The 23,289-nt window shown below is 69.3% G+C and carries 20 protein-coding genes; 14 read left to right on the top strand and 6 right to left on the bottom strand.

From position 1 onward, the window contains the following. Nucleotides 1-10 precede the first annotated feature (10 nt). Together ACQ0O7_RS31385 and ACQ0O7_RS31380 are read right to left on the bottom strand one after the other, a co-directional pair. Nucleotides 11-1,429, bottom strand: coding sequence for a glutamine synthetase family protein (locus ACQ0O7_RS31385; RefSeq protein ID WP_430787347.1), 1,419 nt, complete (start codon nucleotides 1,427-1,429; stop codon nucleotides 11-13). Next, nucleotides 1,422-2,735 carry a Rieske 2Fe-2S domain-containing protein gene (locus ACQ0O7_RS31380; RefSeq protein WP_430787345.1) on the bottom strand — a complete coding sequence of 438 codons (1,314 nt, stop codon included), beginning with the start codon at nucleotides 2,733-2,735 and terminating at the stop codon, nucleotides 1,422-1,424. Before ACQ0O7_RS31380 ends, ACQ0O7_RS31385 begins: the two co-directional genes overlap by 8 nt. A gap of 165 nt (nucleotides 2,736-2,900) precedes the next feature. On the opposite strand from ACQ0O7_RS31380, the gene ACQ0O7_RS31375 reads away from it, so the two are divergent. The 3 genes from ACQ0O7_RS31375 to ACQ0O7_RS31365 are packed head-to-tail and all read left to right on the top strand — an operon-like array spanning nucleotide 2,901 to nucleotide 6,970. Continuing rightward, nucleotides 2,901-3,371, top strand: coding sequence for a hypothetical protein (locus ACQ0O7_RS31375; RefSeq protein ID WP_430787343.1), 471 nt, complete (start codon nucleotides 2,901-2,903; stop codon nucleotides 3,369-3,371). Beyond that, nucleotides 3,368-3,676 (top strand): winged helix-turn-helix domain-containing protein, encoded by a 309-nt coding sequence (locus tag ACQ0O7_RS31370; RefSeq protein ID WP_430787341.1) that lies wholly within the window; start codon nucleotides 3,368-3,370, stop codon nucleotides 3,674-3,676. The genes ACQ0O7_RS31375 and ACQ0O7_RS31370 overlap by 4 nt, the downstream gene beginning before the upstream one ends. Nucleotides 3,677-3,709: 33 nt before the next feature. After that, a complete protein-coding gene (locus tag ACQ0O7_RS31365; RefSeq protein WP_430787339.1) occupies nucleotides 3,710-6,970 on the top strand; it encodes a DUF4132 domain-containing protein in 3,261 nt (1,086 codons plus the stop codon). Nucleotides 6,971-8,612: 1,642 nt separating this feature from the next. Here ACQ0O7_RS31365 and ACQ0O7_RS31360 read toward each other — a convergent pair. Beyond that, nucleotides 8,613-9,629: a hypothetical protein gene (locus ACQ0O7_RS31360; RefSeq protein WP_430787337.1), complete on the bottom strand. Its 1,017-nt coding sequence runs from the start codon at nucleotides 9,627-9,629 to the stop codon at nucleotides 8,613-8,615. 103 nt (nucleotides 9,630-9,732) lie between these two features. On the opposite strand from ACQ0O7_RS31360, the gene ACQ0O7_RS31355 reads away from it, so the two are divergent. The 9 genes from ACQ0O7_RS31355 to ACQ0O7_RS31315 all read left to right on the top strand — a co-directional run bounded on the left by ACQ0O7_RS31355 (nucleotide 9,733) and on the right by ACQ0O7_RS31315 (nucleotide 19,927). After that, nucleotides 9,733-10,143 carry a helix-turn-helix transcriptional regulator gene (locus ACQ0O7_RS31355; RefSeq protein ID WP_430787335.1) on the top strand — a complete coding sequence of 137 codons (411 nt, stop codon included), beginning with the start codon at nucleotides 9,733-9,735 and terminating at the stop codon, nucleotides 10,141-10,143. Further along, nucleotides 10,140-10,553: a VOC family protein gene (locus ACQ0O7_RS31350; RefSeq protein ID WP_430787333.1), complete on the top strand. Its 414-nt coding sequence runs from the start codon at nucleotides 10,140-10,142 to the stop codon at nucleotides 10,551-10,553. Before ACQ0O7_RS31355 ends, ACQ0O7_RS31350 begins: the two co-directional genes overlap by 4 nt. Before the next feature lie 15 nt (nucleotides 10,554-10,568). Further along, the gene (locus ACQ0O7_RS31345; protein WP_430787331.1) at nucleotides 10,569-12,911 is read left to right on the top strand and encodes an ATP-binding cassette domain-containing protein; all 2,343 of its coding nucleotides are present in this window, start codon (nucleotides 10,569-10,571) and stop codon (nucleotides 12,909-12,911) included. Between the two features lie 200 nt (nucleotides 12,912-13,111). After that, complete coding sequence (locus tag ACQ0O7_RS31340) at nucleotides 13,112-14,395, top strand: hypothetical protein (RefSeq protein WP_430787329.1); 1,284 nt, start codon at nucleotides 13,112-13,114, stop codon at nucleotides 14,393-14,395. Between the two features lie 561 nt (nucleotides 14,396-14,956). Further along, complete coding sequence (locus ACQ0O7_RS31335) at nucleotides 14,957-16,402, top strand: APC family permease (RefSeq protein WP_430787327.1); 1,446 nt, start codon at nucleotides 14,957-14,959, stop codon at nucleotides 16,400-16,402. 271 nt (nucleotides 16,403-16,673) lie between these two features. Next, nucleotides 16,674-17,441, top strand: a complete 768-nt coding sequence (locus ACQ0O7_RS31330) for a hypothetical protein (protein ID WP_430787325.1) — start codon at nucleotides 16,674-16,676, stop codon at nucleotides 17,439-17,441. 4 nt (nucleotides 17,442-17,445) lie between these two features. After that, complete coding sequence (locus ACQ0O7_RS31325) at nucleotides 17,446-18,720, top strand: histidine decarboxylase (protein ID WP_430787323.1); 1,275 nt, start codon at nucleotides 17,446-17,448, stop codon at nucleotides 18,718-18,720. Nucleotides 18,721-18,760: 40 nt separating this feature from the next. Next, a complete protein-coding gene (locus ACQ0O7_RS31320; RefSeq protein ID WP_430787321.1) occupies nucleotides 18,761-19,246 on the top strand; it encodes an AAA family ATPase in 486 nt (161 codons plus the stop codon). 45 nt (nucleotides 19,247-19,291) lie between these two features. Further along, on the top strand, nucleotides 19,292-19,927 hold the full coding sequence (locus ACQ0O7_RS31315) for a lysophospholipid acyltransferase family protein (protein WP_430787319.1): 636 nt from the start codon (nucleotides 19,292-19,294) through the stop codon (nucleotides 19,925-19,927). Here ACQ0O7_RS31315 and ACQ0O7_RS31310 read toward each other — a convergent pair. Then, nucleotides 19,917-20,609 carry a hypothetical protein gene (locus ACQ0O7_RS31310; protein WP_430787317.1) on the bottom strand — a complete coding sequence of 231 codons (693 nt, stop codon included), beginning with the start codon at nucleotides 20,607-20,609 and terminating at the stop codon, nucleotides 19,917-19,919. The two genes, ACQ0O7_RS31315 and ACQ0O7_RS31310, sit on opposite strands and share 11 nt — an antisense overlap. A 74-nt stretch (nucleotides 20,610-20,683) precedes the next feature. On the opposite strand from ACQ0O7_RS31310, the gene ACQ0O7_RS31305 reads away from it, so the two are divergent. Beyond that, nucleotides 20,684-21,838 carry an FAD-dependent oxidoreductase gene (locus ACQ0O7_RS31305; protein ID WP_430787315.1) on the top strand — a complete coding sequence of 385 codons (1,155 nt, stop codon included), beginning with the start codon at nucleotides 20,684-20,686 and terminating at the stop codon, nucleotides 21,836-21,838. Here ACQ0O7_RS31305 and ACQ0O7_RS31300 read toward each other — a convergent pair. Further along, nucleotides 21,831-22,193: a nuclear transport factor 2 family protein gene (locus ACQ0O7_RS31300; RefSeq protein ID WP_430787313.1), complete on the bottom strand. Its 363-nt coding sequence runs from the start codon at nucleotides 22,191-22,193 to the stop codon at nucleotides 21,831-21,833. The two genes, ACQ0O7_RS31305 and ACQ0O7_RS31300, sit on opposite strands and share 8 nt — an antisense overlap. A gap of 100 nt (nucleotides 22,194-22,293) precedes the next feature. Here ACQ0O7_RS31300 and ACQ0O7_RS31295 point away from each other — a divergent pair, with 100 nt between their 5' ends. Further along, on the top strand, nucleotides 22,294-22,515 hold the full coding sequence (locus ACQ0O7_RS31295) for a hypothetical protein (RefSeq protein WP_430787311.1): 222 nt from the start codon (nucleotides 22,294-22,296) through the stop codon (nucleotides 22,513-22,515). 1 nt (nucleotide 22,516) lies between these two features. Here ACQ0O7_RS31295 and ACQ0O7_RS31290 read toward each other — a convergent pair whose 3' ends face one another. Further along, entirely contained in the window at nucleotides 22,517-23,269 is a 753-nt protein-coding gene (locus ACQ0O7_RS31290; RefSeq protein WP_430787309.1) for a MerR family transcriptional regulator, read from the bottom strand. Between the last annotated feature and the right edge of the window lie 20 nt (nucleotides 23,270-23,289).

The following is a 23,289-nucleotide window of genomic DNA, read 5'->3' as shown; positions in this document are numbered from 1 at the left end:
AAAACGGGCTTCAGAAGAGGTCGAAGTATTCGCGCTGCTCCCAGTCGGAGACGTGCGCCAGATAGCGGGCGAACTCCTCGCGCTTGATCCGGGCGTACCAATCAATCGTTTTCTGACCTAGAGCCGCGGCGAAGACCGGATCGGCCTCCAGCGCGGTGATCGCCTCGCCCAGGGACTGCGGGAGCAGGACCGCCTCGGTGGTGTACGGGTTCTCGGTCGGCGGGCCCGGATCCAGGGCCTTCGCCAGACCGTCCAGGCCGCTGACCACCTGCGAGGCGATATAGAGGTACGGGTTGGCGGCCGGCTCACCGGACCGGTTCTCCAGCCGGCCACTCACCGCCCGGACCATCGCGCCCTTGTTGTCCGCGCCCCACAACACCCGGTCCGGAGCCAGCGAATATGGCAGGTAGCGCTTGTATCCGTTCACCGTCGGCGTGGTGAACGCGGCCGCTGCCGGAGCGTGTCTCAGCAGGCCACCCAGCCAGTGCTTGGCCGTGCTGGACATCAGTGTCTCGTCGGCGGACGGCTCGAACGCGGCCCGGCCGGTGGCCCGCTCGCGCAGCGACTGGTGCAGGTGCCAGCCGGTGGAGGCGGTCTTCGCGCCGGCCGGGCGGGACATGAACGTGGCGTGATAGCCCCGGCGGCGGCACATCTGCCGGATCGCCGAACGCAGCAGGGTGACGTGATCGGCGGACTCGGTGGCGCTGCCGGCCTGGAGGGTGATCTCCAGTTGGTCGGCGCCGAACTCCAGCTCGATCGACCGGAGTGGCAGGTCGAGGCTGCGCAGGCCGCGTTGCAGCAGTTGCACGATGTCGTCGTAGTCGTCCAGCCCCTCTTCGAGGAGTAGTTGGCCGCCGGTCCTGGATTTATCGGTGTAGACGTGGAATTCGAGTTCCACGCCGACTGTCATGTCGTACCCAAATTGGGTCAGTTGTTTGATTTGTTCCTTCAGCATGGTGCGAGTGCAGTAGGGGACCGGCTCGCCGGTGGGAAACCGCAGGTCACAGAGCACCCAGCCGGTCTTCTCCGCCCACGGCAGCACCCGGAAGGTGGCCGGATCCGGCACCAGCACCACGTCACCGGCACCGGCGAAACCCGGCTCGGCGTCAGCGGTGAACACCGGCAGCACCGACCGGCCGGACGAGTCCTTCAGCAGCAGCGAACTCGGCGCGGTCAGCCCGTCCCGCAGCGCCCCCGGCACCGCCGCCCTGGTCAGGGTCTTGCCGTGCAGGATCCCGTGCTGGTCGGCGAAGGAGAACCGGATCAGCTCCAGGCCCAGCTCGTCGATCACCCGGCGGATCTGGCCGGCCGCCGCGTACTGCTCGTTGCTCCACAGACCGTGCCGGTCGATGAACCCGCCACGCTCCGCCGCCAGCATCGGCCGGGCGTCCCAGCCGCCACCACCCTCGGCGACCGGCCGCTCATCCACGCTGCGCAACGCTCTGCCTTCCGGCCCACGGAGACGCGTCCCGGCGCTCCTGCTCCCGGCGGCGCCAGGTCGCCTCCCAGTCCGCGGTCGGCGCGATCGTGTCCACCGCCAGCGGCCCGGAGAGATCGGTGCCGCGGGCCGGCAGCGCCCCACCGTCCTCGAACGACTCGATCGCCCGCAGCAGCATCCGGCGGTTGGCGGTCACCGCCCGATCCGACACCCCGAGCCGCTCCACGGTGCGATCCTGGACGCGGCCCATGCTCTCCACCGCCCACTGGTCGTGGACGTTGATGTCCAAACCCATGCCGGTGTACGTCAGATCACGCTGCTCGGCCGGGTCGTACCCCCAGTTGTTCTCCCGATTGCGCAGTGGGCGGTAGTCGGGCAGCGACACCTCCTTGAGCCGCTGCTCCAGAAGCGTCGCCTTGTCGGTCTCCTCGGCGAAGTCGTAGAAGATCATGTACCAGTAATGGCTGAAGTCGTCGACCGGCACATGCCACTGGATGAACACCTTGCTGTTGCCGAACGGCACCACGAACGCGTTCGGGAACACCAGATTCGTGATGCGCACGTGCTTCACCTCCTCGGTGAGCTGGCGCAGCGCGTACACCCGAAGCCCGTGCTCGGCCTCCTCCACCTCGATGTCCGGCCGGTACGAGTCACCCACCAGCTTCGACAGCTTCTGCCCGGTGCCCTCGACGATCTCGCTGAACTGCTGGCCGTACACCTCACGCGGGTCCTCGTCGATGAACCGGTGCAGGAAACTCACGTGGCTCGGGTCGATGCCACCCTCCAGGCCCTGCAACCAGTTGCACTCCCACATGCCCTTGAAGGCGAACGTGTACTCGTCCGGAGCGTCGAACGCGTCGTAACCCGGCAGTGGCGGGGGATCACCCTCACCCAGGTAGGCGAAGACGATGCCGTTGCGCTCCACACACGGGTAGCTCGGAATCCGCACCTTGTCGGCGAACCGGCTGTGCGCGGGCTCGGCCGGCTGCTCCTTGCAGCGGCCGTCCGCCCCGTACAGCCAGCCGTGGTAGAGGCAGCGCAGGCCACCCTCCTCGTGGCGGGCATAGGCCAGGTCGACGCCGCGGTGCGCGCAGAACCGGCCGACCAGACCCCAGGTCTTGTCCGGTTTGCGGAACAGCACCAGATCCTCGCCGAGCAGTCGTACCGGTTTGACCTGCCGCTCCGGGCTCATCTCGGAAACCAGGGCGGCGGGCTGCCAGTAGGCGCGCATCAGCCGGCCGAGCGGCGTGCCCGGCCCGCTGCGGGTGATGCGTTCGTTCTCCTCGCGCTTGAGCACAGGCCCTCCCATCGTTGTTGGCATACGATCCCAGCAAGATTGGATCCAATCCTGGCATGGTTTGGATCACGGCGGAAGGGCCGACCCGTCCTGGAAACTACTTGCCTACCAGGAAAGTGCTCGTATACTTTCCTGGTAGGCAAGTACATTCCTAAGGGGGAAGCCATGACCATTCCACCGGCCGACGCCGCCCGCGCCCTCGCCGAGATGCAGGCCCGCCGCGAGCAGGTCGTCGACTCCAACCTGGTGCCCGGCTGGTTCTGGCCCTCCGTCGGCGGCCTGATGATCCTGTTCACCGCCGCGATCGAGAGCGCGACACCGTGGCTGATCGCAGCCGGCACTCTGACGTACGTGATCGGTCTCGGTCTGGTGATCTTCGGGGTGGTCCGTCACTCCACAGTGCAGGTCCGGCTCGACCTGATCGGCCCGCGTGGCATCCTGACCATCCTGGGCTTCTCCGCGGTCCTGATCGTCATCGGTCTGGCCCTCGGGTTCACATTGGAGGCGATGACCGTGCCGTTCCCGGCGACCCTGGCCATGCTCCCGGTCGCCGCCGGGATGGCGTTCGGCGGCCCGCGCCTGATGACCCACCTGCGCGGCCTGATGACGTCACGCCCGCTGGCGGGCCCCCGGTGACCGGATTCGACGACCTGATCCACGCGCCGACCAGGCTGTCCCTGGTGAGCCTGCTGGCCGCCACCGAATGGGCCGACTTCAAGTTCCTGCGGGACAGCCTGGCGATGTCCGACTCGGCGCTCTCCAAACAGCTGACCACCCTGGAGGAGGCCGGCTACCTGGAGATCCGCAAATCCTTCGTGGCCAAACGCCCCCGCACCTCGGCCCGCCTGACCACCCGCGGACACGAGGCGTTCGCCGGCCACGTGGCGGCGTTGCAGCAGATCGTCGCGCGGGCCGGACTTTCTGTCGTACCACCCTCCTAGACTTCCGGCATCGAGACCGATGGAGGTTGGTTGATGTCGGATTGGGTGGTCCCCGACCAGTGGCGGCGCACGGTCATCCCACGCCGGGGTGGGATGACCGTCCCGTGGCCCGCGCCACCCGCCGACGCCGTCGAGCAGTTGAGCGGCCGGCTCGCCGACCCATCGTTCGGCACCGTCGAGGACGCCGAGTTCAACCCCGGCCCGCGTGCTGAGGGTCTGGACTTCGCGGCCGCCTGGATCCGGGGCGGCCAGGTCACCCCTCGTGGGGCGGCGGTCGCCGCCCTCCTGGCCGGTGACTACAACGGCACCCTCACCGCCGAGGCCTGGGTGGCCCGCTGCGGGGTGGCGTTCGCGGCCCGCGCGGTCGCCGAGATGATCACGCTGACCTTCCACCCGGACCACCGGGACGAGACGGTCTACGCCCGTTCCCTGGAGACGTTCGACCCCTCCGAGTGGAACCATCCCGAAACGCGGCGGACGAACGAGGACGTGCAGACCGTCTTCACCTGCGCCACGGTCGTCCGGGCCAGTCTCGCGACCGCCACCGACGATGATCACGCCGCGGCCCTCACCGCCCTCGGCGAGTTCCGTGCCGGACCGCTTCCGCAGCGGGTCGTCACGTCGTTCCTGGCGCCGGCCCGGTCCGAGTGGATCGACGCCGACATCGCCGCGCTGGCCGAGGGCCCCTGCCGCGGGCTGGCCGGCAAACTGCTCACGCTCCTCGTGCTCGCCGCCGGCACGCCCGCCCAGTTCCGTGCCCTCGGCGAGAGCCAGGCCGACGTCTACTCCTACTGGCTCCCCCCGGACCGGATGCTCGGCACCCTGGCCGACGTGCTCGGGTCCGGCCTGATGGAGATCCTGGAGCGGCGGTGGTACCGGGATCTGGCCGGCATCCGCTCCAGCTACACGTCCGGCCTGACCGACGAGGCCCTCGCCACCCTCGGCGTGATCCCCGCCGACCGGGCGGTGCGGGTGATCGTCGCGGAGTCCTTCGGCACCCACATCGCCGGTTTCGTGCGCAGCGGTGTGCTGACCCGGGACCCGGCACGGACTCTGCGCGTGCTGGCCCAGGACCATCGGCCACCCCAGCCGGAGGGAGAGCCGTGGCTCGCCCCGATCCACCGGGACGTCATCGCCACGGTGCCCGCCGCCGTCCTGGACGGTCTGCCGGTCGAGGACCGTGCCCTGGTCGACGAGGTGCTCGGCGACGGTGCGGGCCTCGGCCGCGGCTTGGCGGACCGGCTGGACAAGGGCGAGCGGTATACGACGGTCTTCTCCCATGCCGCCGACCGCAAACAGGCGATCACCTGGCTGGCCGCGATCCGCACCGACGAGGCGCTGGGGCTGCTGGCCGAGCGGGCCGACCGGAAGAACGTGATGCCCGCCCTGCTGAAACTGACGAAGAAGGACCCGGCCCGGGCTCTCCGTGTGCTCGCGTCATGGGAAGCCGAGGACGATCATCGGCGCGGGGTCGTGGCCGGCGTGCTGCGCAACCACGTGCTCGCCCACCCGGAGACGGCGGCGGCCGCCCTTGCACCGCCCTCGCCCACCTCTCCCGCGTCCACCTCTTCTTCACCTGCTTCCTCCTCGCCCGCCTCGTCCTCACCCATCTCTCCCGCGCCCACCCCTTCTTCACCTGCTTCCTCTTCTCCCGCCTCGCCCTCACCCGCCTCGCCCACGCCCTCGCCTGCCTCTCCCGCATCCGCCTCTTCGTCGGCCGCTTCCTCCTTGCCCGCCTCCCTCTCGCCCTCTTTTTCCTTGCCCGATTTGTCCTTCTCGGGGGTCGGTGTTCTCGGGGCGGCCGCGCGGGAGCGGGTGGAGCGGATTCTCGCCGAGACCGCCTCGTCCGCACCGATCGCCGACCTGGCGGACGTGCCCGCGGCACTGCGTACCGGGGTGAAGGCCAAGCGGCTGCCCGGCTGGCTGGTCGTCGGCGCGCTGCCCGGGGTGGCGCTACGCGACGGGACCGTGCTGCCCGAGCCGGCCGTGCGGGAACTGATCGACCTGATCGCGCGATCCACCTTCACCGCGCCGCAGCCCGGTCTGGCCGAGGTGCGGGAGGCGTGTGACCGGGCGAGCCTGGCCGCCTTCGCCTGGGGGCTGTTCACCCAGTGGCGGGCCGCCGACCATCCGAGCGCCGACAAACAGGCCATGCTGGCGCTCGGCCTGCTCGGCGACGACAGCACCGTGCCGGCGGTGTCCGCGCTGTTCGGTGAGTGGGCGTTCGGCGCCGCAGCCCGGGTCCGCACCGGCATCGAGGTGCTCGGTGCGATCGGCTCCGACGTGGCGCTCACCCATCTGCGGCGGGTGTCGCGCAAGGCGAAGCAGAAGGGTTTCCGCAAGCTCGCCGAGGACAAACTGGACCGGATCGCCGAGGCGCGCGGCTTCACCCCCATCGAACTGGCCGACCGGATCGTCCCCGACCTGGACCTGGGCGCCGACGGCCGGCTGCTGCTCGACTACGGTCCACGCCGGTTCGTGGTCACCTTCGACTCGTGGCTCACCCCGCAGATCCGCGAGGAGAACGGCCGGGCGCTCACCCGGCTGCCGCGCCCGGCCGCCACCGACGACGCCGCGCGGGCCGCCGAGGCGCAGGAGGCGTACAAGACGGTGAAGCGGGAGGTGAAGGACATCGCCGCCGAACGGTTGCGCACCCTGGAGGAGGCGATGCTGACCGAACGCTCCTGGACGGCCGCTGACTTCCGCACCCTGATCCGGGACCACCCACTGGTCCGGCACATCGCCCGTGGCCTGATCTGGCGGGTGGTCGGCGGCCCGGCGTTCCGGATCGCCGAGGACCGGACGGCGGCCGGTGTCGAGGACGACGAACTGGTGCTGGACGAGACCGCCAGGATCGGGCTGTACCATCCGGCCACCGGCGACCCCGCGCTCACTCAGGCCTGGGCGGCGATCCTGGACGACTACGACCAGTCGCAGCCGTTCCCGCAGCTCAGACGGGAGGTGTTCACGCTGTCGCCGGAGCAGGCGGCGGCCGTCCGGATCGACGATTTCGCCGGATCCAAGGCGGCCACCGGACTGCTCTACGCGATGGCGTCCCGGGGCTGGCGTTTCACCGAGGGGCACGGCGCCCTGTCCCGGGACTGGCCGTCCGGCCACACCGTGACGATCGAGTTCTTCCCGTGGTACGACCCGATGTCCTACGACACGGACGAACCCCGCGAGCTGGGTGCCGCGATCATCTCCGGCCCACCGGACACCCCGTTCGGTGCCCTGGGTCCGGTAGCCGCCTCAGAAACCCTACGAACCCTGCACCGCCTGGCCGCCGGAGACTGAACCGCCCGTTTCCGCCCGCTGCCGGTCATGCGCCGTCTTGGTCGCACCGGCGCGGGCGGCGACCGGAACTGGTGACGTTGCTCCGAACGCGGCTGGTCCGGCCGTTCCCAGCGGATGATCACGCGTGCGGCAACCGGTCCCGGTAGGTCTTGCCGGTCTCCGGTAAGGCTGGTCGGTTTCCGGCAGGCGGTCGGTCGCGGTGGGTGGCCGATTCGGCGGATCCGGACCCGGATCACGGTTGTCGGGCCTGTTTCGGCAGGTGGTTGATCGCGATGGGTGGCCGATTCGGCGGATCCGGACCCGGATCGCGGTTGTCGGGCCTGTTTCGGCAGGTGGTTGATCGCGATGGGTGGCCGATTCGGCGGATCCGGACCCGGATCGCGGTTGTCGCGCCCGTTTCGGCAGGTGGTTGGTCGCGGTGGGTATCCATGGCGGAGTGGGTGGTGCTCGGTATCCGCGCGCCGCTGCGGGTGGGCCGGGCACGAGGTTTACTGCCGGTGCCGGGTGGCTTCATGGTCACCGTTGTGGTCTGACGCCGGTTCGGGCATATGCACGCCGAACGTGTGCTTGCGTCGGTGCCCAGGAGTCTTCCTCTGGGCTGCTGGCCCATCCGCGGTCAATTCCCGCGCGAGTGTCCGCCTTCCGGCCCCGCCCTTGCCGATCTTGGCGGCTTTTTCACCGGATAGAGCCTTGCTCTCGGCCGCCTGATCGCTTGCGGTCAATCCCTCGCGCGGGCGACTCGCTCAGCAGAGATCTTGGGGGATTTACCACCGAAAACGGTGGTAAATCCCCCAAGATCGGCCGGGGCGGGGCCGAAAGGCGGACACTCGCGCGAGGAATCGACCGCGAGCGGGCCAACAGCTGAGAAGAAGGCTCGATAAGGTGGTGAATCCGCCAAGATCTCGGCTGGATGGGTTACCCGCGCGAGGGATTGACCGCGAGTGATCGGGCAGCCGAGAACCAGACTCCCAGGGCCCGCCAAGGCGCCGCAGTCCAGACAGCATGTGGCCGCGAGGGTGCGTCGGCCCCGGTGGGAGCGTGTGTTCTCTTGGCCCCGGCGGGAGGTCTCGGTCGGACCGTGCGTGTTTCCGCTGGTGTCGCCTGCCCAGGTAAGGCGCGGCGGTCCGCGATCGTGTGGTCGAACCGGCGTCAGATCGCTACGGCGAGCCCGCCACCCGCCCGGCGCCGGCAGTAAACCTCGTGCCCGGCCCACCCACAGCGGCGCGCGGATACCGAGCACCACCCACTCCGCCATGGATACCCACCGTGACCGGCCACCTGCCTAAACAGGCGCGACAACGACCATCCGGGCCCAGACCTGCCGTGTCGGTTACCCACCGTGACCGACTACCTGCCTAAACAGGCGCGACAACGACCATCCGGGCCCAGGCCTGCCGTGTCGGTTACCCACCGTGACTGATCGCCTGCTGAAACAGGCGCGACAGCCGTGATCCGGGGCCGGATCCGCTAGGCCGTCGGTCGCCCATCGGGACCGACGGCCTGGCGGAACGGGGCGCGACAGCCGTGATCCGCGACGAGCCCCACCGTGGTCACCGATCGTGAACGGGGCACTCGGAGAGCGCCGATCCCACGATGGCAACCGCTCGTGAATCACCACCCGCTGTGACGGGATGTCGTGTGGTCAGTCGACTGTGGTTGGGAGGGACTGGGCGGCCTTCAGGGCCGCGGCTGCCGCTGAATACGGGTTGTGGGTGTAGGTGCGGGACAGGGTTCCCGTGCTGCTGAAGTACGTCGCCGCCAGCTTGGCCGGGTCGGTGGCGATTTCGCCCCGGTTCACCTGGTCGTTGCCGTCGTCCCAGCCCCAGGGGGCGTTCGCCGAGTCGGCGTTGCACCGGTAGGTGCCTGATCCGCAGCCGCCGCTGGTGTCGCCGGCGAAGGTGCCCAGGGCTGCGAACAGGCTGGTGTTGTCGCGTTCGGCCCACATGCCGCCGGGGGTGAAGATGTCGATCAGCTGGTAGCGCACGTCCCGGTCGTCGGCGTTCGCGGGTGCCTCGGAGACGGTCAGCGACGGGTAGTAGACGATGCCGTCGCCGTTGATGTCGTACTGCGGCCAGGCTTTGAAGCCGTGCCCACCGCGCTCCTGGGCGGTGACCGGATGCTGGAACGCGTCGTGCGGCGACGGTTTGAACCGTAGGGTGCCGTCGATGGTCTCGGTGCCGTCGGCCCAGGTGCTGCCGGCCGGCTTGTAGGAGAAGAAGTCGGCGTGTGCCACGGTCACCGCGGCTTTGAGGCTGCCGTATTCGGAGCCGTCCTTCTCGACGATCTCCAGGATGCCCTCGCCGTCGTTCTCGTGTTCGGTTTCGAAGAACGGGTGGTCGATCCAGTCGCGCGGGTGGAAGAAGAAGTATGTGAGGTAGTAGTGGGTGCTGGTTTCCAGGACCGAGTAGTAGGCCGCCGCGTCGGTGTTCTTTCCGGTGTTGTCCCAGTTGTCGCGGCCGTTCAGGTTGCCGTCGAAGTCGTACCGGGTGATGTGGTCGCTCTTGCCGCCGAGCGCGTGCCCGCCGGTGGTGTCGACGTCCTGGTAGTGGATCGGCGCCCAGCGCAGCGCGATCTCGGCCCGGCTGGGGGCGGCCCGTGCCGGGGTGGTCAGTCCGGCGGCCAGCAGGGTTCCGGCGATGACAGCGGCGACCTTGCGCACTCGTCCTCCTTGAGATCGGTGCGCGTGAATATAAAGGAAACTTCACTAATTCCGGTAGTACGCTCACCGGGTGTCCGACCCACGTTTACGTGAACTCGTGTTGATGCGCCGTGTCCGTGACCGCATCGACCGTGACTACGCGCAACCGCTGGACGTCGAGGCCCTCGCCCGGCACGTGCACCTGTCCGCGGGGCACCTGAGCCGGCAGTTCAAGGCGGCGTTCGGCGAGTCGCCGTACAGCTATCTGATGACCCGCCGGATCGAGCGCGCGATGACCCTGCTGCGGCGCGGCGACCTGACTGTCACCGATGTCTGTTTCGCTGTCGGCTGTTCGTCACTGGGCACCTTCACCACCCGGTTCACCGAGCTGGTCGGCATCTCGCCGGGCGCGTACCGCAAGCTCGGGGTTGATGATCTCGAGGGTCTGCCGGGATGTGTCACCAAACAGGTGACCCGCCCGGTCAGGAATCGAGAAGCCGCGGCGGCCCGGCCGTCTCTAGCATCGAGAGCATGAGCAGCCTGGTCATCCACTCCACGTTCCTGCCCGCCGACGACCCCGAGAAGTCCCTGGAGTTCTACCGCGACGGCCTCGGCTTCGAGGTGCGCAACGACGTCGGTTACGGCGAGATGCGCTGGATCACCGTCGGCCCGCCCGGCCAGCCGCAGACCTCGATCGTGCTGCACCCGCCGGTCACCGACCCGGGCATCACCGACGACGAGCGCCGGGTGATCGCCGAGCTGATGGCGAAGGGCAGTTACGCGGCGATCATCCTGGGCGCCTCCGATCTCACCGAGGCGTTCGACAAGCTCCAGGCCACCGGCGCGGATGTGGTGCAGGAGCCGGCCGATCAGCCGTACGGTGTGCGTGACTGCGCGTTCCGCGATCCCGCGGGCAATCTGGTGCGTATCAACCAGCTGACCTGAGCGACGGAGACAGAAATGACCGCCCACCGCTCGATCCGCGTGCACGGCGCCCGGGTCAACAACCTCAAGGACGTCTCCGTCGAGATCCCGAAACACCAGCTCACGGTGTTCACCGGGGTCTCCGGCTCGGGCAAGAGCTCGCTGGTCTTCGGGACGATCGCGGCCGAGTCGCAGCGGCTGATCAACGAGACGTACAGCGCGTTCGTGCAGGGTTTCATGCCGTCGCTGGCCCGGCCGGACGTGGACGTGCTGGAGGGCCTGACCACGGCGATCATCGTCGATCAGGAGCGGATGGGCGCCGACCCGCGATCCACCGTCGGCACCGCCACCGACGCCAACGCGATGCTGCGGATCCTGTTCAGCCGGCTCGGTGACCCGCACATCGGCTCGCCTCAGGCGTACAGCTTCAACGTCGCTTCGATCTCCGGCGCCGGCGCGGTGACCTTGGAGAAGAACGGCGGCACCGTCAAGGAGCGGCGCGAGTTCAGCATCACCGGCGGCATGTGCCCACGATGCGAGGGTCGGGGCAACGTCAACGACTTCGACCTGACCCAGTTGTACGACGCGGGCAAGTCGCTGAACGAGGGTGCGATCAGCATCCCCGGGTACAGCATGGACGGCTGGTACGGCCGGATCTTCCGGGGCAGCGGCTTCTTCGACCCGGACAAGCCGATCGGCAAGTTCAACAAGCGGGAACTGAGCGACCTGCTGTACAAGGAGCCGACCAAGATCAAGGTCGACGGCATCAACCTGACGTACGCCGGTCTCATCCCCTCGATCCAGAAGTCGTTCCTGGCCAAGGACGTCGACGCGATGCAGCCGCACATCCGGGCGTTCGTCGAGCGGGTGGTCACCTTCACCCGCTGCCCGGAGTGCGACGGCACCCGGCTGTCGGAGGCGGCCCGTTCCTCGAAGATCAAGGGGATCAGCATCGCCGACGCGTGCGCCATGCAGATCAGCGACCTGGCCGTCTGGGTGCGCGACCTGGACGAGCCGTCGGTCGCCCCGCTGCTGGAGAAGCTGCGGCACACCCTGGACTCGTTCGTCGAGATCGGACTGGGCTACCTGTCGCTGGAGCGCCCGGCCGGCACCCTGTCCGGTGGTGAGGCCCAGCGCACCAAGATGATCAGGCATCTCGGGTCGGCGCTGACCGACGTCACATACGTCTTCGACGAGCCCACCATCGGCCTGCACCCGCACGACATCCAGCGGATGAACGACCTGCTGCTGCGCCTGCGCGACAAGGGCAACACGGTCCTGGTGGTGGAGCACAAGCCGGAGGCGATCGCGATCGCCGACCGGGTGGTGGACATCGGGCCGGGTGCGGGCACGGCCGGCGGCACGATCTGCTTCGAGGGCACGGTGGAAGGGCTGCGGGCCAGCGACACCATCACCGGCCGGCACCTGGACGACCGGTCCCGGCTGAAGGACACCGTCCGTACGCCGTCCGGCGCCCTGGAGATCCGCGGCGCGGACACCCACAACCTGCGGCGGGTGGACGTCGACATCCCGCTCGGCGTCCTGGTGGTGGTGACCGGGGTGGCCGGGTCCGGCAAGAGTTCGCTGATCCACGGTTCGGTCGCCAAGCGCGACGGGGTGGTGGCGATCGACCAGACCGGGATCAAGGGTTCCCGGCGCAGCAACCCGGCCACCTACACCGGCCTGCTCGAACCGATCCGCAAAGCCTTCGCCAAGGTCAACGGGGTGAAACCGGCCCTGTTCAGCGCCAACTCGGAGGGCGCCTGCCCGACCTGCAAGGGCGCCGGGGTGATCTACACCGATCTGGCGATGATGGCCGGGGTGGCCACCCCGTGCGAGGAGTGCGAGGGCAAGCGTTTCGCGGCGTCGGTGCTGGACTACGAGTTCGGCGGCAAGGACATCAGCGAGGTGCTGGCCATGCCGGTGACCGAGGCGGAACGCTTCTTCGCCGAGGGCGGCGCGAAGCTGCCGGCCGCACACACCATCCTGAAACGGCTGGCCGACGTGGGCCTCGGCTATCTGACCCTGGGCCAGCCGCTGACCACCCTGTCCGGCGGCGAGCGGCAGCGGATCAAGCTGGCCACCCACATGGGGGAGAAGGGTGGCGTCTACATCCTCGACGAGCCGACCACCGGTCTGCACCTGGCCGACGTCGAGCAGTTGCTGGGCCTGCTGGACCGGCTGGTCGACTCCGGCAAGTCGGTGATCGTGATCGAGCATCATCAGGCGGTGATGGCGCACGCCGACTGGATCGTCGACCTCGGCCCGGGGGCCGGGCACGACGGCGGACTGGTGGTCTTCGAGGGCGCTCCGGCGGATCTTGTCGCGAGCCGCTCGACGCTTACCGGAGAACATCTCGCGGAGTACGTCAAAGCGTGACGCACGTCATTGATGTTAATGGCTGATCGGTCGGAGATTCCCGTCGATCAGCCGGATCGGCGCTGGTCAGCGAAAGTGTGGTGAATGCCGGGCGACCCGGGAGAGGTAATGGGCGCGCGGGCCGTTGATAGATGGTCCTACACTCCCAAACCGCGGCACGGGGGAGTGTCGCGTAGCCCCTCGAATGGAGATCTCCGCGCATGAAGCGCTTTCTGGCCGGCACTCTCGCCGGTGTCACCGCCCTCGCCGTCACGGCCGGGTGTGCGAACCAGTTCCAGCAGCTCGAGCCGAAACTCGAACTGCGCCAGGCTGCGGAGAAGCTCGGTGCGACCGGCAAGTCCGGTTTCACCGTCAAGGCGGGCGGCAACGTCGACGACCTGATCGCCCTGGCGAAGAAGGACGACAGCACCTTCTCCGAGGACGACGCCGAGATCCTCCGCAAGCTCTACAACTCGTCGTTCACCATCGCCTGGGACAAGGCGGGCGAGGGTGTGGCCGACGACAAGGCCCTGATCAACGCCACCGTCGACGGTGTGACCGGCGCCGAGGTCCGGGTGGTCGACCAGATCGCCTACGTCAAGGTGCCGGTCAACGACCTGGTCACCAAGTTCGGTGGCACGCAGGCCGACGTCGACCAGGTCGCCAAGGAGATGGGTACCGCGATCCCGGGCATCGACACCCTGATCGCCGGCGGCTGGGTCTCGGTCGACGCCAAGGAGCTGCAGAAGTTCGCCGAGACCACCACCGGTGTGGCGCCGAGCGCTGCCGCCGCCGACGCGGAGCAGAGCGAGAAGCTCGCGGCCGAGCTGAAGACCAGCGCGACCAACCTGCTCGAGGGCGCCGAGATCGTCCGCGACGAGAAGGACAAGACGCACCTGGTCGCCACCACCTCCACGGTGAAGGCGTGGACCGAGGGCAAGCGGTTCATCGAGGCGGCGGCGAAGCTGGCCGGTGAGGGCACCGGTTCGATGCTGAACGAGACGCTCGGCTCGGAGCTGGAGAAGGCCCCGGCCGACAAGCCGATCGTGCTGGACCTGTGGGTCGACAACGGGACGTTCAAGGCGTTCGAGATCGACTTCCTGCAGTTCGTCGAGGGCAGCACCGGCCGGGCCACGCTGCGGGTCGACGTCGCCGAGGGCGCCGACATCGCCGCCCCGGGTGACGCCACGAAGCTCGACGTCACCAAGATCATCGAGTCGATCGGTGCCGCTGCCGGTGGTGGCGCCCCGACCGGCCTCGGTGGTGGCGACGCCAAGACCTGGGCCGATCTGCTCGGCTCGCAGGTCGTGCTGAAGGCGCTGACCGATGGCGGCAAGCCGCAGGCGCACCTGAAGGACGTCGCCGCCGAGATGGACATCCCCGGTGTCACCGTCAAGGTCGTCGGCGCCCGTAAGGCGCAGGTGACCTCCGGCAGCAGCGTCGTCTGCCTGACCGTCCCGGCCTCCACGTCCGGTGACGCGAAGGTCGTCGACGGCACCTGCTGAGGTCGCCCGGACGGCTGAATCCGAATAGATCGGCCCACCGCTCATGTGAGCGGTGGGCCGATCTCGTTTGTGCGGAAGTCCGCGGGCGTTGAGATCACGAGAAGGCAACTTCGGATGGCGGTTTCCGAGCGATATTCAAAAGTGATCAACCGCATCTATCCGACTGCTGTCACGGTAAGTATCTATCGAACACCTGTGCGTCGTGACGATGCGTTAAGGCTACTGATAGGTAAATGGATGGGCGCCAGGTGGGGGCCGTATCGAATCTTCTCTCCGCGAGCTCTTTGGTGAGGTCGAGTCGGCCTATCGAGCATGTTGGTGACGGAACGTGAACAACGGTGCTAACCGCCCACCGTGCGCATTGAATCCCACTGATAGCCATACCGGGGTATCTCCGCGTAAGGTGCATCGGGCTTGTTGATCTAGGGGGCGGTCCCGCCCCCTTCGGGGAGATCGGAAAGCGCGTTCTATCCTGCTCGCTGTTCGTCCACATAGGACGAACGGTGAACTCCCGATCCCCCCTCAGGAGATAAGAAACTCATGGCTACAGTAGCGGCGGCTATGGCTCGCCGAACGGTGACGGCGGGCGCCGCATGGGCCCTCGGCGCCACCACATCGGCACCCATGGTCGTGCTCGTCGGCGGTATCGTCGCGACCTACGCAGGATCCGAGGCCACCGCGCTTCCCCTGCTGTTCGTCCTGGTCGGTGCGGTGGTCACCCTGCTTCTGGTCGGCTACGCGGCCATGGTCCGCGCGGTGCCCCACTCCGCGCCCTACTACGCGATCACCGCGCGCGGCCTCGGCGCCACGCCCGGTGTGGCGGCGGGCTTCGTCGCCCTGCTCGCCTACAACGCCCTGCAGATCAGCCTCTACGGCCTGTTCGGCGCGATCATGTCCGGCATCACCGGCTTCGCCGCCTGGTGGTTCTGGGCGGCGGCCGCGATCGCGGTCGTCACGGTGCTCGGCACCCGCCGCATCGTGCTCTCCACCCAGATCATCCTGGGCGTGCTGATCCTGTCGTTCGTGGTCGTCGGCCTCTTCGTGGTGGTCGGCTTCCTCTCCCCGGCCGGTGACGGCATCCCGGTGGCCGCCTTCGACCCGGCCGGTCTGAGCGTCCCCGGTCTCGGCCTGGCGGTCGCGCTGACCCTGGCCGCGTACACCGGCCCGGAGGGCATGGCCGCCTTCATCGAGGAGGAGGACAGCGGCGCCGGCCGGCACGGCCAGGCGATCAGCCGCGGCATGATGGCGTGTGCGCTGACCCTGATCGCGGTCTACACCGCTGCCGCGTGGGCGCTGGAGGCCGCCACCGGCGCGTCCGAGGTGGCCGCCGCCGCGGGCAACGACCCGAACCTGCCGCTCACCGTGCTGTCCGACAAGCTCCACCCGGTGGTCGGCATCGCCGGCACCGTCGTCCTGGTGCTGGCCATCCTCACCTCGCTGATCAGCTTCCACAACATCATCAACCGGTACGCGTTCGCGATGAGCCGCGAGCAGGTCCTCCCGCAGTACCTCTACAAGACCGGCAGCGGCACCGCGGCGGACGCCCCGGTCGGCGCCAGCCGGGCCCAGAACATCCTGGCCGCCGTCGTCGTCGCGGTGTTCGCCGTGCTCGGCGCCGACCCGCAGGCCACCCTCTTCGCCTGGGCGTCCACCCTCGGCGCCATGGGCCTGCTGTCCCTGCTGATCATCGCCGGGGCGTCCGCCCTGCGCTACTTCGCCCGCACCCCCGACTCGGGGGAGAAGGGCCTGGTCACCACCGCCGCTCCGCTGTTCGGGGTGGCGTTCGGCATCGCCATCCTGGTGACGATGCTGCTCCAGCTCGACCAGCTGCTCGGCATGTCGTCGAGTTCGCTGCTGCCGTACGCCGTACCGGCACTGCTCATCGCCGCGGCCCTGGCGGGGGCCTGGCGAGCGGCCGCTCTGAAGCGGTCGAAGCCACAGATCTACGACGGCATCAGTCACGGCGTTCCCAGCGTCTACGCGGTGCCCGACCGGATCGACCTCTGACCCCCTGAGAAGGGAAGCCCCCCGCCCCATGTCGTACAACCCGTCCGGCCGACATGCCCAGCCGTCCTGGGACGGTAGTCCTCAGACCCCACCCTGGGGACCCGACACTGCCCCCCAACAGCAGAGCTACCCCCCGTCGGGGTACCCGCCGCAATATCCATCCCAGGGCGGCGGGTACCCCCAGCAGTACCCGCAACAACCACAGCAGTACCCGCAGCAGTATCCGCAACAGCAGCAGCAACCCCCGTGGCAGCAGCCGCCGTCCCCACCGGTGGCCGCTCAGTGGGAACGCAACAACGCCGGTCCGAGTCCGGACGACCGGCGCTGGGCGTACCTGCGGCACAGTGCCGGCACCAGCCTGCGCGGCACCAACGCCATCCACGTCACCCGGGCGCTGGAACGGCTGAACAACAAGCAGCAGCCGCTGGCGCCGCACGGGATAACGCTGTTCTTCGTGGTCGACGCGCCGAGCCAGCATCTGGGCTACCAGGTGCTGTCGGCGTCGCGATGGGGGTACTCCGGCCCGGAGTACGACAACCTGCTGGCGTTCCTGACCGGGATGAAGGCGACCGCGGAAACCTTCATCACCCAGCACGAGAAGCAGAAACGCCAGTGGGACCCCCGGGATCCGGACTTCCTCATGGTGAACGTCGGTGACATAGAGCGTGGTGACCAGCCGGCCCGGTTCGTCGGGCTCGGCATGGAGACGCTCAACACCGACGCCCGCCAGTGGTACGAGGTGGTCCCGGTGCTGCAGAGCTCCGGCATCAGCAGTCTCCAGGCGATGAGTTACGTGCCGGGGGAGGGGGCGATCCGCCTCGTCGACGGGTCGGAGATCCGGGTCATCCGGGACGACACCCGCCGGGGCCGGGGCAACGACCTGATCTGCAACCAGCCGCTGGACGCCACCCAGATCTACTCGGTGACCCAGAACGTCCCGGACAAACTGGGCGTCCAGCTGCGGCAGGCCTGGCCGGCGTTCCTGGATCTGGCCAAGACGCTGGGCGACCATCTCAATCCCAACGGTCAGGTCTGGTGAAAATGTGACACCCTCTGTCATACCGCCGGAGGACTGGGCCGAGGCGATAAAGCTGGGGCGCGCCCCCGCGATGATCGACGTCGAGGCCGTCATCGACACCCTGGTGACCAGGGCGAACCGGGCGCAGCGGCGGACCATCGGGTTCCCCGCGGCGACCGACATCGACTGGTCCCGGACGCGCGGACTGTTCAGCCGGCTGTTCAACAACGTCGGCGATCCGTCCACCGCGCCCGGCGGCGAGGCGCACACCAACTCGCTGGAGGTCGAGGTCGTCCAGTGGTTCGCCGACCTGGTCGGCCTGCCACAGAGCGACAGGTGGGGCTATGTCACCTCGGGCGGTACGGAGAGCAACATCGCCGCGTTGCGGGTAGCGCGTGACCGCTACCCGGACGCGGTGCTCTATCTGACCCACGCCTCGCACTACTCCATCCGCAAGACCGGCGACCTGCTCGGCCTGCACCCGTCGGACGTGGTGCTGGTCGAGGACGGCCGGTACGGCGAGATGGACTACGAGCACTTCGAGTTCCTGGTGGCCCGCAACCGCAGCCGTCCCGCGATCGTGGTGGCCACCGCCGGCACCACGCTCTGGGAGGCCGTCGACCAGACCGACCAGATCGAGGCGATCCTGCACGGTTACGGGGTGGCGCGGCGGCACGTGCACGTCGACGCCGCGCTCTCCGGGATCCCGCTGGCCCTGGACGGCATGCTCGGGCTGGGCGCCGGCAGCCCGGTCGACAGCGTGTCCATCTCCGGGCACAAATTCCTGGGTACGCCCATCCCGTGCGGTGTCGTGGTGATGCGCGACAGCGTGCGGGTGTCCAAGGGCGAACACGTCAACTACGTCGCGACGGTGGACAGCACCATCTCCGGCTCCCGCTGCGGGCAGGCGTCCGCCCTGCTCTGGGCGGCGATCGCGATGTACGGCCGCAACGGCCACCAGGAGCGGGCCGAACGCGCCCGGACGGTGGCGGCGTACGCGGTGGAACGCATCAGCGCACTCGGCTGGCCGGTCTACCGGCATCCGGCCGCGTTCACCGTGGTGATGCAGACGCCCCCGCCGTCCCTGGTGTCCGAGTTCGGCTGGGTGCTCTCCACCGACGGGGACCTGTGCCACATCATCTGCATGCCGGGGGTGCAGCGGGACGTGATCGACGACTTCGTCAGCGACCTCGGACGGGTGATCGGCCGTCCGGTCCTCGTCCCGCACCGCCGGAACACCCGCTCCGAGCTGGCCTGGCGGGCCGCGGTGGCCGGAGAGGACTCACTCTTGTCCGGCTGAACGGTGTCCCGGGGAGCGCGCGTTTGACAGCATTCTTCCCGTGGCCCACCGGCTGATCCTCGTCAACGGTCTTCCCGGGTCCGGCAAGAGCACTCTCGCCGGGCGACTCGCGCCTGCCCTCCGCGTACCCTTGATCGGCAAGGACGCCCTGAAGGAGGCGATGGCGAAGGCGGCACCCGGGGTGCCGCCGGACGCCTTCGGGCCGGTCGCCGCCGCGGTGATGTGGGAGCTGGCCGCCGCCACCCCCGGTGTGGTGATCCTGGAGAGCTGGTGGTTCCGGCCCCGCGACCTGGAGTTCGTGACCGAGGGCATCACCCATTGCGGCGCTGTGAGCGTGGTCGAGATCTGGTGCTCGGTGCCGCCGGAGCTGGCCCTGGCCCGCCGGCCCCAGCTCTACGACCAGCCGCAGTGGATGGCCGAGGCCGGGCCGCTCGGCGTCGGACCGGTCATCCACGTCGACAACGACCGCCCGGTGATCGCCACCGCCCTGATCGAGGCGATCAGTCAGAGCATCGGCGGCGTCTGAAGAGTCGTTGCAGAAGCAGAACGAGCGCGAGGGAGAGGCTGGCACGTGTACGAACTGGTCAAGAGGGTCGTCCGGATGCGGGTGGAGGGCGCCGAGAACGTGCCGGCGAGCGGGCCGGTGCTGCTGGCCTCCAACCACCTGTCGGTCACGGATTCGACGTTCCTGCCGATGGCCCTGGGCCGGCACGTCACCTTCATGGCGAAGGCGGAGTACTTCACCGGCCGGGGGCCGTGGGGCCGCCTGGTGTCCTGGTTCATGAGCCGGGACGGGCAGGTGGCGGTGGACCGGGACGACACCCGGGCCGCGGTCCGCTCGCTGGACTCGTGCCTGGAGGTGCTGGAGAAGGGCGCCGCGTTCGGCATCTACCCGGAGGGCACCCGGTCACCCGACGGCCGGCTCTACCGCGGCCGGACGGGGGTGGCCTGGCTGGCCCTGAAGTCGAAAGCCCCGGTGGTGCCGGTGGCCATGTTCGGCACCGACCGGGTGCTGCCGCCCGGCTCGATCGTGCCCCGCCCGGCCCGGGTCCGGGTGGTCTTCGGCAAGCCGGTCCAGCTGTCCGCGATCGGCACCGACCCGGACAGCGCCCGCGACCGCCGGGCCGCCACCGACGCCATCGTGGCCGCGATCGCCGAGATCTCCGGACAGGACTACGTGCCCCGGTACGCCCGGGTCACGGCGTGATCGCGCGGCCCTCGCGCAGGTCCTCGATCGCGGTCAGCACCGCCGGGGCGCCGCCGTTCTCCGTCAGCCAGCGGCTCACCACACACGCCGCGAGCAGGTAACCACGGTCGCTGCCGCCGGCCGTCGCCGTCGCCCAGTCCACTTCGGTCACCGGTGCCGCCTCCTCGTACGGGACGCGGCACCGGTCCGGCTCGCCCGCCGGTTTCAGGTAGCGCTCGTCGTCGGAGATCACCACGGCCAGGCCCTCGTCGAACCAGCGCGGCACCCGGTCGTACGACGATCCCAGTCTCTTATGCATCTCGATGTGGGCCAGCTCGTGCGACGCGATGGTCTCGTCGGCCCCGTCCGGCGACAGCATCAGCGCCCAGCGACCGAACGCGCGGCCCTTCTCCCCACCGCCGCCGATCCCGCGGTAACACTCGGCGGTGGAGCAGATCAGCACCCGGGCGTCCGAGGTGCGCTCCCCGTAGAAGGCGGCCACCCGCCGCTCCGCCGCCGCGACCATCGTCCGGTGCGCGGGATCGTCCCGATCGCTGTAGACCCCGTCCCCGCGACTGCCCAGGCCGTAGCACTGTGGACAGGCCATCGCCGCGATCGCCGGCGCCGCGAACACCGTCCCGCCGATCACCAGCCCCAGCAGCCCGGCCACCACCCCGGTCACGATCCACCGCCGTTTCGGCACTCTTCCCCCTCATGGCCCATCGACAGTCGCCCGACAAGACTCCACTATGGCCTGGAGATCGCCAAGGAGAATTCATGACGACATACGACGTGATCGTGGTGGGGGCCCGCTGTGCCGGGTCGCCGCTCGCGATGCTGCTGGCCCGGCGTGGGCTGCGGACGCTGCTGGTGGACCGGGACACGTTCCCCAGTGACACCGTCTCCACCCACGTGCTCCATCCGCCGGGTGTCTCCGCGCTCCAGCGCTGGGGCCTGCTCGACCAGGTGGTGGCCACCGGGGTGCCGCCGGTCGGGCGGTACTCCTTCGACTTCGGGCCGGTCACCCTGGCCGGTGAACCCGGCACCCCCGAGCAGCCGTACGCCTACGCGCCCCGCCGTGTCCTGCTCGACAAGATCCTGCTCGACGCGGCCGCCGCCGCCGGAGCCGAGGTGCGCGAGGGCTACACCGTCGAGGAGATCCTGACCGGCGACGACGGCACGGTCACCGGGATCCGTGGCAAGGACGGCACCGTCGCGCACGCGCCGCTGGTGGTCGGCGCCGACGGGCGGAACTCCACAGTGGCCAAGGCGGTCGGGGCGGCCGCGTACGAGGACCGGCCCCCGCTCACCGTCGGCTACTACGCGTACTTCAGCAACCTGCCGACCGACACCTTCGAGGCGTACAGCCGGCCCGGCCGGGGGTGGGCGGTCTGCCCCACCAACGACGACCTGACCATGGTGATCGGCGGGTGGCCGTACGAGGAACTGGCCGCACACCGCAACGACATCGACGCCACCATGACCGCCATGTTCGCCACCGCACCCGGCTGGGCGGAGCGGTTCGCCGAGGCCAAGCAGGAGAGCCGCTGGGTGGGGGCGTCGGTGCACAACTACTTCCGGGTGCCGTACGGGCCGGGCTGGGCCCTGGTCGGTGACGCCGGCTACAGCCGTGACTACATCACCGCGCAGGGCATCACCGACGCGTTCCTGGACGCCGAACTGCTCGCCGACGCGATCGCCGCCGGTGACCTGCCCGGCTACCAGACGGCTCGCGACGCCCGTGCCATGCCGCACTACCAGATGACTCTGGGCATCGCGTCGCTGCAGCCGCCGGACGAGCAGATGGTCGCCCTGGTCGGCGCGATCGCCGGCAAGCCCGACAAGATGGACGCCTTCATGCGGCTGAACTCGGGCGTCACGTCACCGGCCGAGTTCTTCGCCCCGGAGAATCTGGGCCGGCTGCTCAGCTGACCGAGATCTGGGCCGCGACGATCCGCCATTCATTGTCGTACGCCCAGGTCCGCGCGTACCGGAGGCGGGCCGTGAGCGGCTCGCCTCCGAGGGTCCCGCGCACCGTGCACAGGGCGAACGTGGCCCCGGTGGTCCCCGACACCACCACCTCCAGATCCTCCTCGACCAGGCTCTCCACCACCGAGCCACCGGTCCGGTAGGCGTCCAGGTCGTCGGCCTTGCCGAACCTGGTGCCGTCCGGCCCGATCGCCACCAGGGCGTCGTCGAGCAGCGCGTCCAGGGCGGCCACGTCGCCGTCCCGCTGAGCCTGCTGCAGGCGGTGCTCGGCGGCGAGAAGTTCGTCGCGGCTGCTCATGGTGAGTCTCCGTTCAGTCGGGGGAGACCCCTGAGGGCCACCCGGTCAAGATCCGTTAAGCTCCCCGGCCGGAAGATCCATTGTCGACATCGGAGGAAAAGTGGCTGTCACCGCCGACCTGAGCAAGGTTCTGGACAAGGCTTACCAGGACAAGTCCCTGGAAGAGATCCTGGACGCGCCGGTGGAGGCGCTGGCCGGCGTCAGCGCGAACGGCGGCAAGCTGATCCGCGAGGCCCTCGGCGTCAAGACCATCGGTGAGCTGGGCCGCAACAAGTACTTCGTCGCGGCCCAGGCCCTGGCCGCCCTGGCCGACGCCCGCTGACCTAGGCGCCGGACGGCGGGGTCCCCGGACCGGGGGCCCCGCTTCCCAGACGGTCCAGGAAATCCCGCTGGACCTGATTGAAGACCGCTTGCTGGTACGCCACCACCAGCGCCCCGGTCCGCACGTCGACACTCTCGAACCGTTCGTAACCCAGATGGCCCAGCGTCCGGTGGTAGGAGTCGGCCAGCTCGTCGATCTCCTCGGCGGTGCTGTGCGGGCCCAGCGCGGCGAACCGGAGTGCCAGCTCGTTCGCCTCCGGCAGCAGCGCCGGATCCACCACCCGGCCGACCAGATCCAGCATCGCCTCCCGGCCGTGGTCGTCCAGACCGTGATGCAGCAGCAGCATCATCTCCCGGTCGTGCCGGGCCAGGTCCGGTGGCATGTCCGGGCCGGTGACCGCGACCAGCTCGGCCAGATCCGGTGGGATGTCCGGGCCGGCCCCGGCCGCGCGCAGCCGGGCGATCACCGCCCGCCGTTCGGTGAGGCGTTCGATCTGTCCGGCGAGCTCCCGGTCCAGGTCGTCGAGCACACTGTCGGCCCGGCCCGGGTCGTCGAGCAGCGGCGGGATCTCGTCCAGCGGGATACCGAGCTCGGTCAGCCGCCGGATCCGCAGCAGCAGGACCAGATCACGGACCGAGTACTCCCGGTAGCCGTTCGGCCGGCGCACCGGCTCGGGCAGCACCCCCACCTGGTGGTAGTGCCGCAGGGTGCGGACGCTGACCCCGGCCGCACGGGCGATCTCACCGCTGTTCACGACGGCCAGCCTACGAGCCC

It is taken from the genome of Actinoplanes sp. G11-F43 (assembly GCF_050589265.1).
In the GTDB taxonomy this organism is placed as follows: domain Bacteria; phylum Actinomycetota; class Actinomycetes; order Mycobacteriales; family Micromonosporaceae; genus Actinoplanes.
This window is presented reverse-complemented; position numbering and strand designations above follow the sequence as displayed.